Genomic DNA, 11,875 nt, shown 5'->3' on the forward strand with positions numbered 1-11,875 from the left:
CGGACGCGGAGCGTCCTGGGAGGCATTCCCACGCAGAGCGTAGGAACGATCATCAATCAGGGACGCGGAGCGTCCCATTGGGTCTGATCACCTGGACGTTTCGGTTGATACCTTGGTCGTCCTCACTCAGCGCAACTGATCCCGGTAGGGCAGGTCCGGCCCGACCCGTGTGCAGGTCAGCGCCGCTGCACTCGCTGCAAAATCCAGCATCTGGTCCAGCGTGTCCTTCGTAAGCTCAGACAGCGCCTTTGGCGTATCCAGCTGGCGTTCAGTCAGAAAGGTCAGGAGTGCTGCCTGGAATGTATCGCCTGCGCCCACCGTGTCCACCGTCACGACGTTCTTTGCCGGGATCGACCAGGTGCCGTGCTCGCGGGTGAAGATGCTTGCGCCCTGCGTGCCACGGGTCACGATCACCAGGTGCGTGTGCCGGTTCAGCCAGCCTTTTGCAATGGTTTCGGGGTCGCGGTCGGGATACAACAGGTGCAGGTCTTCATCGCTGACCTTGATCATGTGCGCATGCTCGGCGAATGCCGCGATCTGGGAGCGCCAGCGTTCAATGTCCGGTGCCGGATTGAGGCGTACGTTCGGGTCCAGCGAAATCAGGCGTTTGCCGCTTTCCCTGGCGACGAGGGCCAGCAGCGTATCGGCAATCGGCTGCACCACCAGCGAGAACGAGCCGACATGAATACCCCGTACCTTATCGTCGAGTCTGGGCAAATGTTCCAGGCGTAACTGGCGATCGGCGCACCCGTCGCCTCTGAAACTGTAGGTGGGCGAACCGTCGGCGCCGACCGCTACCATGGCCAGCGTGGTGGGCGCATCGAATTCAATCAGATGCTCGGCACCGACCTGTTCGTCATCGAGCACAGCGCGCAGGCGGCGACCCAGGTAATCCGTCGACAGGCCGGCAAACAGGGCAGATTCCACACCCAGTCTGCGCAGGCCTATGGCAACGTTGAAGGGCGAGCCGCCGGCGATGGCGTCAAACCCCAGCTTATTGAGCGCGCTGCCAGTGTCGGCGCGGGTGAAAATATCGAACAGGGCTTCGCCGCAAACCAGAAACATAGGTGCTCCATGAAAAAGGCAGGTTCAAACTGCTCGTAATTGATCTTGGTAGTGCTGGTAGACCTGTTGATAGGCGACGACGTTCTGCGCAATCGGTCGTGTCTCGCTGGCAGCGTCCAGGCTCACGCAACGCTCGCACAGGTCCTGCAGGCTGTCGGGTTGACCTTTGGCCGTCGACCAGCACCACGCCGCCTGAATCGCCGCGCCCAGCGCAGCGGCCTCTGCCAAGCGTGTGCAGACCACTGGCGTATCCATGATGTCGGCCACGATCTGCCGCCATACCGGACTTTTCGAGCCACCGCCGATCAGGCGGATGCTCTCGCTTTTGATGCCGCTGGCGCGCAGCAGATCAAGCCCGTAGCGCAGACCGAACGTCGTGCCTTCCACCACCGCCCGACACAGGTTGGCCTGGCTCAGATTGGTGCTGTCCAGACCGCGAATGCTGCCGGTGGCATCGGGCAGGGCGGGGACGCGTTCGCCGTTCAGGAACGGCAGCATCAGCACGCCTTCAGCGCCGATCGGCGCGCTGGCAACGGCGGTATTGAACGCCGCGATGTCCAGCGCAAACAGCTCGCGGATGGCCGTCGTGGCGTTGGTCAGGTTCATGGTGCAGATCAGCGGCAGCCAGCCGCCGGACGACGAGCAGAAGGTCGCAACCGAGCCGTGCTCGCTGACCGCAGGCTGATCGGCGAACGCGTACACCGTGCCGGAAGAACCCAGGCTCATGGTGATCAACCCCGGCTGGATATTGCCGGTGCCAATCGCCCCCATCATGTTGTCACCGCCGCCGCTAGACACCAGGGCCTGCGGGTTCAGATCCAGCAGTTGGGCAATCTCGGGCCGCAATGTGCCAACCGCCTGTTCAGCGTCCAGCAACTGCGGCAGTGCCTTTTCAAGGCGTCCGCTCGGGTCGATATGGGCCAGCAACGGCAAATCCCATTCGCGCGTGCGCACATTGAAATAACCGGTGCCCGAGGCATCGCCGTAGTCGGTGCAGCAGCGGCCGGTCAGCCAGTAGTTCAGGTAGTCGTGGGGCAGCAGGATCCTGTCGATCTGCTCGAACAGTTCCGGGTGTTGCTCCTTGGTCCACAACAGCTTTGACACCGTGTAGCCCGGCGCGATGACCAGTCCCAAGCGCTCCAGTGAGCCTTTTTCGCCGCCCAGATGGTCCAGCAGACGTTGATTTTCCGGAGCGCTTTCGGTGTCACACCAAAGCTTGGCCGGACGCAGCACCTGGCCCTGCGCGTCGAGCAGGACCAAGCCGTGCTGCTGTCCGGAGATGCCGATGCCGTTCACATCCTGTCCTGAAACACCGGACTGAGCGAGCGCTTCGCCGACCGCGTGCTGCAGGGCTGTGAGCCATTGCTGGACGTCCTGCTCGCGCCGTCCGTGATGATCACTGATCAGGCTGTGGGGGGCCGAGCCTTCGCCCAGCACGCGACCTGTCTGTGTATCGAGCAGCAAAGCTTTGGTGCCTTGGGTGCCGCAATCGATTCCAAGAAACATGGGTGTCCCTCAGAGGCTCTTGGCCAGTAGTTTTTCCAGGGTACCGCTGACGCCCAGCGTGCGCAGATCGGCCAGGTTCTGCTCGAACGCCGCCACGAAGGGTGCAGACTGCGCAATGGCCAGGCCGAAGATTTCCTCGACCTGCAGCAGGCGTTCGGTGATCAATGCATCGTCGGCAACCAGACCTTTGCAGAAATCGGCGCGTGGGTCAGGAATGCTGTAAACCGCGCCGTTTTCATCCTTGCCCTTGAGGTACAGGGCCCAGGCGGCGACCACGAGCGAAGCCCGTTCCAGATTGCCCTGATCGACGATCAGCCGGTTGATGGTCGGAATCGTGAATTTAGGGAATTTCGACGAGCCATCCGAGCAGACCCGCTCCAACTGGTCGGCAATCGCCTGATTGGAGAAACGCTCGATCAGCGTGTCCTTGTAGCCTTCCAGATCGATGCCGGGCACCGATGCCAGTTGCGGCGTGACGTCGAGGTCCATGTAGGCGCGGATGTAACGCACGAACAGCGGATCGTTCATGGTCTCGTGTACAAACCGATAGCCCTTGAGAAAGCCCAGATAGGTCAGGGCCAGATGGCTGCCGTTGAGCAGCTTGATCTTCATTTCCTCGTAAGGCGTCACGTCATCGGTGAACTGCACGCCGACCTTTTCCCAGGCTGGCCTGCCGTTGACGAACTTGTCTTCCAGCACCCATTGCACGAACGGTTCGCAGACCACTGGCCAGGCGTCGTCGATGTGCTTCTCGTCGGCCAGCTTCAATCGGTGAGCGGCGCTGGTCATCGGCGTGATGCGGTCAACCATCGCGTTGGGAAAACTGACGTTGTCAGCAATCCAGTCGTGCAGATCGGCGTCGCGCTGGGCGGCGAAGGCCAGCAGCGCCTTGCGTGTGACCGCGCCGTTGTGCGGCAGGTTATCGCAGGACATCAGCGTGAACGCGGGCGTGCCTTCGGCGCGGCGGCGGGCGAGTGCGGCGCACAGGAAGCCGAACACGGTTTTCGGTGTGGCGGGATTGGCAAGGTCATGCTGAATCTGCGGCAGGTGGGTCATGAACTGACCGTTGCTGTCGTCGATGCAGTAGCCGCCTTCGGTGATGGTCAGCGACACGATACGGATGTCCGGGCTGGCCAGTTTGTCGATCAGCGCCTGCGGACTGTCCTCTGCCAGCAGCATGCCGCTGATCGAGGCGATGACGCGTGTCTTGGTGTCCGGCGTGTCGCCCAGTTCATAGAGCGTGTACAGGTAATCCTGCTGCGCGAGGGCGTCGCGCACCGCGCGGTCATCGGGACGCAGCCCGACACCGCAGATGCTCCAGTTCAGACCTTCGCCGGTGTTCATCAGCGCATCGGTGTAAAACGCCTGATGGGCGCGGTGGAAACCGCCGACCCCGATGTGCGCGATGCCCTGACGGGTGTCGGTCGCGGAATAGGCCGGTACGTCGATGTCGGCACCCAGGCGCGACAGGTTCTGTTTGTTCAATTTCATGACAGGACTCTCCAGGACTCAGGCGGCAGCGGTCTGCAGGGCTTTGGGGATCACCAGACCATCAGCGTCAAACAGGTGGCAGTGGGCACTGTCCAGGTGCAGGTGCAGCGTCTCGCCATACTGGCTGGCCAGATCACCGCGAATACGCATGGTCAGCGCCTCTCCCGAGCGGGTGCGCACGTGGCAGAACGTGTCGCTGCCCAGGCGTTCGCTGACATCGGCAATTACCTGCAACTGGCAATCGCCGCTCTGGGCGATGTCCAGGTGTTCGGGGCGGATGCCCAGCGTCACCGGAGCGCCGACCGCCAGCCCCGCGCGGCTGACCGGCATGCTGACCGTGGTGCCCGCGTCCAGCTCGACCTGGTAACTGCCGCTGTCGATCCGGCTGATCTTGCCCTTGAGGAAGCCCATTTTGGGCGTGCCGAGAAAGCCTGCCACGAACAGGTTGGCCGGGTGGTGGTACAGGTCCAGCGGAGAGCCGACCTGTTCGACCTTGCCGCCGTTGAGCACCACCACCTTGTCGGCCAGAGTCATCGCCTCAACCTGATCGTGGGTCACGTAAATCATGGTTGCCTGCAGCTCCTTGTGCAGGCGCGACAGCTCCAGACGGGTCTGCACGCGAAGCGCGGCGTCGAGGTTGGAGAGCGGTTCGTCGAACAGGAATATCTTGGGGTTACGCACGATGGCGCGGCCAATCGCGACCCGCTGACGCTGACCGCCGGACAGTTGCTTGGGTTTGCGCTCAAGCAGCGGTCCCAGCTCCAGGATCCGGGCGGCCTCATCGACTTTCTTTTTGATCTCGTCCTTGTTGCCGCCAGCCAGATCCAGCGCGAACGACAGGTTCTTGCCGACGGTCATGTGCGGGTACAGCGCGTAGGTCTGGAACACCATCGCCAGGTCGCGCTTGGCCGGGGTCACCTGGGTGATGTCGCGGCCATCGAGCTCGATGGTGCCGGAGGTCACTTCTTCCAGGCCTGCGATCAGGCGCAGCAGGGTGGATTTGCCGCAGCCCGACGGACCGACGAAAACTACGAATTCACGGTCTTTCACATCCAGGTCGATGCCCTTGATGATCTGGTGACCGTCGAAGCCTTTTTGCAGATTTCTGATGCTGAGGTTAGCCATGATGGACTCCTTTTATTCTGTAGGCCGGGGCTATTTGACGGCGCCGAACGAAAGACCGCGAACCAGTTGTTTCTGGCTGATCCAGCCGAAGATCAGGATCGGCGCGCATGCCAGCGTCGAGACAGCCGACAGCTTGGCCCAGAACAGCCCTTCGGGACTTGAGTAGGATGCGATCAGCGCAGTGAGTGGCGCAGCGGCAGACGAGGTGAGGTTCAGGGACCAGAACGCTTCGTTCCAGCACAGGATCAGCGAAAGCAGTGCAGTGGAGGCCAGGCCGCCCTTGCAGATCGGCATCAGCACGCGAAAGATTTCCTGACGGGTACTGGCACCGTCCAGGCGCGAAGCTTCGAGAATTTCGCCCGGAATGTCCTTGAAGTAGGTGTAGATCATCCAGACCACGATCGGCAGGTTGATCAGCGTATAGATGATGATTAGCGCCAGCCGCGAGTCCAGCAGGCCGAAGGTCTTGGCCAGCAGGTAGATCGGCATCAGCACGCCCACGGGCGGCAGCATTTTGGTGGAGAGCATCCACAGCAGCGTGCTGCGGGTACGCTTGGTTTCGAAGAACGCCATCGAGTAGGCCGCCGGAATGGCCACCAACATGCTCAGGATCGTCGCGCTGAACGAGATCAGCACCGAGTTCCAGGCGAAGTGGAAGTAGTCACTGCGCTCCTGAATGTGCAGGTAGTTTTCCAGCGTCGGCGTGAAAAACAACTGCGGCGGCGTGGCGAAGGCGTCGATCTCGGTCTTGAAGCTGGTCAGGACCATCCAGAAGATCGGGAAGAAGATCAGCGCGGCGATGAGCCAGGACAACGTCCCGAGCAACAGGCTTTGCAGGCGGCGTGATTGTTTGAGCGTCATCATGGCAAGGCCCTCATGACTTGTCGGTGAGGTTTTTGCCGATCATCCGGATCAGGATGATCGCTGCGATGTTGGCGATGACCACGGCGATCAGTCCGCCCGCTGACGCCATGCCGACGTCGAACTGCAGCAGCGCCTGGATGTAGATCAGGTAGGCCAGGTTGGTCGAGGCGAAACCCGGACCGCCGTTGGTGGTGGTGAAGATTTCAGCGAACACCGACAGCAGGAAGATGGTTTCGATCATCACCACGACCGCAATCGGGCGCGCCAGGTGCGGCAGGGTCAGGTGCCAGAAGATCGCAATCGGGCCTGCGCCGTCGAGACGTGCCGCTTCCTTCTGTTCCTGATCCAGCGACTGCATGGCGGTCATCAGAATCAGGATGGCGAACGGCAGCCACTGCCAGGACACAATGATAATGATCGACAGCATCGGGTAATGGGCGAACCAGTCGATGGGCTCGGCCCCGAAGAACTTCCACACCGCCGCCAGCACGCCGGAAACCGGGTGGAAAATCAGGTTTTTCCAGATCAGCGCGCTGACCGTCGGCATGATGAAGAAGGGTGAGATCAACAGCACCCGCACGATTCCGCGACCGAAGAACTCACTGGCTTCCAGCAGCGCCGAGATGAGCACGCCGAGGATCACACTGATCGCCAGCACGCTGCCTACCAGCAGCAGGGTGTTGCCTGCGCCGGGCAGAAAGCCGCTGTCGGTGACGAAGTATTCGAAGTTTTCCAGACCGACGAATTCGTTGTCGCCGGGGGACAGCAGGTTGTAGCGAATCAGCGAGAAATAGATGGTCATGCCCAACGGCACGATCATCCACACCAGCAGCAGCGCGACGGAAGGGCTGACCAGAAACCAGCCCGGTTTGAAACGACGGCTTTTGATCGGGGGCAGTTCGCCGGACGCGTCCGTACGATCAGAAATGGCTGAGGTTTTCATGGGGGCTCCCATCGGATGTCACAGAATCTTGATGCAAGGGCGGGAGAAATGGATCTCCCGTCCTGCAGCGTGCGGTTACTTCTTCGGGTAGCCCGCGCGCTTCATATCGCGCTCTGTGGAGGTTTGCGCGTTTTTCAAGGCGGCGTCGACCGAGGTCTGGCCAATGAGTGCGGCCGAGAACTGCTGGCCGACACTGGTGCCGATGGCCTGGAACTCGGGGATCGTGACCAGCTGGATGCCGACATAAGGCACTGGCTTGAGGGTCGGTGTCTTGGGCGTCACGGCCTTGAGCGATTCCAGCGTGATGTTGGCGAACGGCGCCGCTTTCTTGTACTCATCGCTGTAGGTCGAAGCGCGGGTGCCTGGCGGCACGTTGGAGACGCCATCTTTCTCGGCCACGAGCGCGGCGTATTCTTTAGAGGTCGCCCACTGGGTGAACTCGGCGGCGTCCTTGGCATTCTTGGCGCTGGCTGGAATGGCCAGAGACCACGAATAGATCCAGGATGAACCCTTGTCGGTCACTTCATGCGGCGCGTAGGTGAAGCCGACGGTATCGGCAACCTTGCTTTGAGTCTTGTCGGTCACGAAGGAACCGGCCACGCTGGCGTCCACCCAGATGGCGCACTTGCCGCTGTTGAACAGCGCGAGGTTTTCGTTGAAGCCGTTGCTCGACGCGCCCGGCGGGCCGGATTGCTTCATGGTGTTGACGTAGAAATTCAGCGCGTTCTTCCATTCGGGCTGATCGAACTGCGGTTTCCACTGCTCATCGAACCAGCGCGCACCAAACGAGTTGGCCACGGTGGTGATCAGCGCCATGTTCTCGCCCCAGCCGGCCTTGCCGCGCAGGCAGATACCGTACTGTTCCTTGGATTTGTCAGTCAGCTTGCCGGCGAACTCGGCGATCTGGGTCCAGGTCGGACGCTCGGGCATGGTCAGGCCTGCCTTTTCGAACAGGTCCTTGCGGTAGTAGGTGATCGAGCTTTCTGCATAGAACGGCAGGGCGAACAGCTTACCGTCGACCGACAGACCGTCACGCACCGAAGGGAACACGTCATCGAGTTCGTAGCTGGCGGGCAGGTCTTTCATTTCCTGCAGCCAACCCTTGGCACCCCACAGTGAGGCTTCGTACATGCCGATGGTCAGTACGTCGAACTGACCGCCCTTGGTGGCGATGTCAGTGGTCAGGCGCTGACGCAGGACGTTTTCTTCAAGCACCACCCAGTTGAGTTTGATGTCCGGGTGCTTTTCTTCGAAGGTCTTGGAGAGGCGCTGCATGCGGATCATGTCGCTGTTGTTGACCGTGGCGATGGTCACGGTTCCGGCAGTGGCGGTGCCACTGACCATGAAACAGGTGCTGAGGACGGTACTGGCAAGCAGAACTTTTGCTGAGGTCTTCATTGATCACTCCTCTTCCACGCCCAGAGAGCTGCAGAAGGCAGGTTATTGTTTTTGTCTCTTCCGGAGGAAGGAAGATGTGCACTGATTACAACGGCGTTCGCGATGAAAGACAAATCCTGCACCGCACTGCCACTGATACTTTTTTGCAGTGAGTCTGCAAGCGTGCCTGCGCCGCGAACGCCCAGTCACAGGCGTTGGCGATGTTTGAGCGTAGACGATGGGCGAGGAGGCGGGGCGAATCAGTACAGGTTTTGTTCGGTCAGACGCTGGACGGCCAGGCGCCGGTAATGTGACGGCGTCATGCCCTTGAGTTGCTGGAAACGCCGGTTGAAGTTGGAAATGTTGTTGAAGCCGGACTCGAAGCACACGTCGGTCACAGGCTTGTCGCCATCGGCCAGCAGCTCGCAGGATTTGCTGATACGCAGGCGATTGACGAACTCCACGAAGCAACGGCCAGTGGCCTGCTTGAAGACTCTGGAGAAATACGTAGGCTTCATGCCCAGGTACTCGGCGACTTCTTCCAGCGGCAATTCCCGGCTGTAGTTGGCGAAGATGTAATCCACCGCCCGGTTGGTGCGGTCGACGCTGTGCTCGTCCGCCGAATGAGTGACCGCCGTACCGGAGAGCAACTGATAATCATCGCTGGCCGCCAGCAGTTCCAGCAGGATGAAGAAATGACCCAGACGGGTGATGCCATTGGAGTCGGCGATTCGCTGCATCAGTCTCATGGCCTGGCGAATCGTGCGCTTGCAGCGAAACTCGATACCGTAACGGGCACGCTCCAGCAGCGGCGCCAGGGTTCTGAGTTCGGCGAAGACCTGATTGCCGCTTTCCAGCAGCTCGTCGGTGAAGTTGACCAGCATGTCGCGCTTGGGCACGACCTCGTCTTCATCGATCTGGCTGATCCAGTTGTGCGGCAGGTTGGGGCCGGTCAGGAACAGGCTGGCCGGGTTGAAGTTGCCGATGTAATCACCCACGAAGACCTTGCCGGAACTGGCGACGATCAGGTGCAACTCGTATTCCTTGTGAAAGTGCCAGCGCACCAGCGGGCAGGGAAAACCGTGCTCGCGATAAATGATCGACAGGCCGTTATGGTCGTCCATCAATTCATAGGAAGGATCCGCAATTCTTGTTGTTTTACTCATGGCGTGGCCGTTTGCAGTGGTTGCCAGGGCGTTAATGTGCCTCATTTTTCAGATCATTGCCCGACCGACGCCGAAAAAACGCTTAGGATCAGTCACTCTTCACAGCAGTCATTGCAGGAGCGGGACGCGATGAAACAGATTCTTCTGATCGGCATGGGGGCCGGCGATCCCGAGCAGATCACGGTTCAGGCTATCAATGCCCTGAACCGGACGAACGCAGTGTTCCTGCTCGACAAGGGCTACGCCGACGACGATCTGCTGCAGTCGCGCAAGGCGATGTGTGAGCGCTACATCACTCACACCGACTATCGGCTGGTGCAGGTCCAGGACCCGCGCCGCGAAGACGATCCCAGCGGCTATGAACGCGGCGTCGAGCATTGGCACGAGCAGCGCGCCATCCTGTTCGAGCGCCTGATCGCCGATGAGCTTGGCAAGGACGAGACAGGCGCGTTTCTGGTCTGGGGTGATCCTGCGCTGTACGACAGCACCCTGCGTATTCTCGACCGGGTGCTGGCGCGGGGCAGGGAAGTCTTTGAGTATCAGGTCATTCCCGGCATCACCAGCGTGCAGGCGCTGGTCGCCAGTCATCGCATACCGCTGAACCGCATAGGCGAACCGGTGCTGATCACCACAGGCCGTCGCCTCGCAGCGAGTCTGGATGATGCACCGGACAACGCGGTGGTGATGCTCGACGCCCATTGCACGTTTGATCGTTTCATCGGCAAAGGGCTGGATATCTACTGGGGCGCCTACCTGGGCACCCCGGACGAGATACGGGTGTCAGGCAGGCTCGATGATGTGTGCGAGCAAATCAAACAACTGCGCGCCGAGGCGCGGCAGCGCAAGGGTTGGGTGATGGATACGTATCTGTTGCGCAGACCGTGTTCCTCGACGGAGACCACAGACTGACCGTTCAAGGAACAACAGCCTTCAGGCCCTGAATCGCGCGGATTGCGTCATCAACCGTTTCCACCAGGGACCTTTCTCGGGCGCTGAGTGTGAAGCTGTCTGCACCTGAACCAGTTCAGGCACGTCGCGCAGTCTGATCCACAGATCGTCGTGCCACTGCAGTGTGCTCAGCGGGCGCCCTTGCCAGCGCATCTGGCAGGATTCCGGATGGTCAAAATCTTCGCGATGCCGGGCGTGCAAGGCAGGCAGCACGTCCTGAACCAGCCACTGACGCAGGGCACGGTTCTCGGGGACGTAATGGTGGACGAGCATGGCGAACACAGCTGATTCGCTGAGCAACAGGCAGCGTTCCCACTGCTGGTGGGTCTGCAGCCACGCCGTGCGGGACTGATCGGCATCGAGCTTCAGCGTAGAGCGCTCGTCCAGGCGCTTGCCCATGAGGCGGGCAAGGTCTGACAGCGGAAACCAGGCCTGAGCACCGATCATGACGGCGCGCAGCATGCGGTGATGGCGGATGAAGACCGTGGGTTCGAGATAGTCGGTGCAAGGGGAGGCGGGGTGTGGCAGGTCCATGAGTGAAAGCTCCTTTGAGTAAAAGAGCTGCCCGGCGTCGTCAAACGCGGTGGGTGGCAGCTGTGCGAAGGTTGACGAACCGGCCTTCACTCAAGCACACCGGCAGACCCGAAGGTCTCCGACGCACAGCCGCCATGAAGTCACCTTGAACACAGGAAGTGCAAAGGCAACATGCAGCGCGATTGCGAATGAAGGTTCGGATCGTCAAATCCGGTCACTGTTCTGCAGCGACGGCGCACCTTAAAGCCGCAAATCGACACGCGCAAGCGGTCAGGATTTTCTCGGAAACTTCATACGAGGGAAAGGGAATTGTCGCTATTACCAGATCGCATTCGGGCCGCTATACAGGCCTGAAGCACTGAAGGGATGAGCGCCGATATCAAGCGCATTGGCATTGGCATTGGCAGGCACCCGGCCTCTCTGGACGAAATGTGCAGACCGTGGGGAAAAATACATGGATTCTATAACTGAACAAGATATTGCGAAGGCTGAAGGGCGTATGAACGAGCGCCTGAAAACAGGCCCGTACGCTGTAGAGGCACATTACGACCGCAGAGTTTCCCGAATCATCATCGTGTTGAATTCAGGCGTGGAATTGGCTATCCCCCCAGGATCGGTCGAAGGGCTCAGTGATGTGCGTCCAGATCAACTGGACAACATTGAAGTCAGCCCGAGCGGGCTTGGGTTACATTTTCCTGAACTGGACGCTGATCTGTATGTGCCAGCGCTGCTGGAAGGTGTCTTGGGCAGTCACTCGTGGATGGCGCGCCAATTGGGTACGAAAGGCGGGGCATGAACTAGGGCACCAAGACTGCAGCGTTCTGGCGCCCTAAGCTCGGGCATAAGCAATGAGGTC

The 11,875-nt window shown here is 60.5% G+C and carries 11 protein-coding genes; 2 read left to right on the forward strand and 9 right to left on the reverse strand.

Going from position 1 to position 11,875, the window contains the following annotated elements:
- Nucleotides 1-126: 126 nt before the first annotated feature.
- The 8 genes from QRN20_RS09915 to QRN20_RS09950 form a co-directional block, all read right to left on the reverse strand.
- The gene (locus QRN20_RS09915) at nucleotides 127-1,065 is read right to left on the reverse strand and encodes a carbohydrate kinase family protein (protein ID WP_029242361.1); all 939 of its coding nucleotides are present in this window, start codon (nucleotides 1,063-1,065) and stop codon (nucleotides 127-129) included.
- 24 nt (nucleotides 1,066-1,089) lie between these two features.
- A complete protein-coding gene (gene xylB, locus QRN20_RS09920) occupies nucleotides 1,090-2,571 on the reverse strand; it encodes a xylulokinase (protein ID WP_122745176.1) in 1,482 nt (493 codons plus the stop codon).
- Between the two features lie 9 nt (nucleotides 2,572-2,580).
- On the reverse strand, nucleotides 2,581-4,062 hold the full coding sequence (locus tag QRN20_RS09925) for a mannitol dehydrogenase family protein (protein WP_285360274.1): 1,482 nt from the start codon (nucleotides 4,060-4,062) through the stop codon (nucleotides 2,581-2,583).
- Between the two features lie 18 nt (nucleotides 4,063-4,080).
- Nucleotides 4,081-5,187: an ABC transporter ATP-binding protein gene (locus QRN20_RS09930; protein WP_096768174.1), complete on the reverse strand. Its 1,107-nt coding sequence runs from the start codon at nucleotides 5,185-5,187 to the stop codon at nucleotides 4,081-4,083.
- A 30-nt stretch (nucleotides 5,188-5,217) separates the two neighbouring features.
- Nucleotides 5,218-6,051 (reverse strand): carbohydrate ABC transporter permease, encoded by an 834-nt coding sequence (locus QRN20_RS09935; protein ID WP_285360275.1) that lies wholly within the window; start codon nucleotides 6,049-6,051, stop codon nucleotides 5,218-5,220.
- 10 nt (nucleotides 6,052-6,061) lie between these two features.
- Nucleotides 6,062-6,994, reverse strand: coding sequence for a carbohydrate ABC transporter permease (locus tag QRN20_RS09940; RefSeq protein ID WP_004884899.1), 933 nt, complete (start codon nucleotides 6,992-6,994; stop codon nucleotides 6,062-6,064).
- 75 nt (nucleotides 6,995-7,069) lie between these two features.
- Nucleotides 7,070-8,392: an ABC transporter substrate-binding protein gene (locus QRN20_RS09945; protein WP_029242357.1), complete on the reverse strand. Its 1,323-nt coding sequence runs from the start codon at nucleotides 8,390-8,392 to the stop codon at nucleotides 7,070-7,072.
- Between the two features lie 239 nt (nucleotides 8,393-8,631).
- Nucleotides 8,632-9,537, reverse strand: coding sequence for an AraC family transcriptional regulator (locus QRN20_RS09950; protein ID WP_004884903.1), 906 nt, complete (start codon nucleotides 9,535-9,537; stop codon nucleotides 8,632-8,634).
- A 129-nt stretch (nucleotides 9,538-9,666) separates the two neighbouring features.
- Between QRN20_RS09950 and cobF the strand changes: the two genes are divergently transcribed.
- Nucleotides 9,667-10,446, forward strand: coding sequence for a precorrin-6A synthase (deacetylating) (gene cobF, locus QRN20_RS09955; RefSeq protein WP_285360278.1), 780 nt, complete (start codon nucleotides 9,667-9,669; stop codon nucleotides 10,444-10,446).
- Nucleotides 10,447-10,467: 21 nt separating this feature from the next.
- Here the strand turns inward: cobF and QRN20_RS09960 are convergent, their stop codons facing one another.
- Entirely contained in the window at nucleotides 10,468-11,019 is a 552-nt protein-coding gene (locus QRN20_RS09960) for a BRO-N domain-containing protein (protein ID WP_004884906.1), read from the reverse strand.
- 454 nt (nucleotides 11,020-11,473) lie between these two features.
- Here QRN20_RS09960 and QRN20_RS09965 point away from each other — a divergent pair, with 454 nt between their 5' ends.
- Nucleotides 11,474-11,815 (forward strand): DUF2442 domain-containing protein, encoded by a 342-nt coding sequence (locus tag QRN20_RS09965; protein WP_080665206.1) that lies wholly within the window; start codon nucleotides 11,474-11,476, stop codon nucleotides 11,813-11,815.
- Nucleotides 11,816-11,875 lie beyond the last annotated feature (60 nt).

Origin of the sequence: Pseudomonas sp. fls2-241-TYG-175, assembly GCF_030209155.1 — a bacterium.
GTDB lineage: Bacteria > Pseudomonadota > Gammaproteobacteria > Pseudomonadales > Pseudomonadaceae > Aquipseudomonas > Aquipseudomonas viridiflava.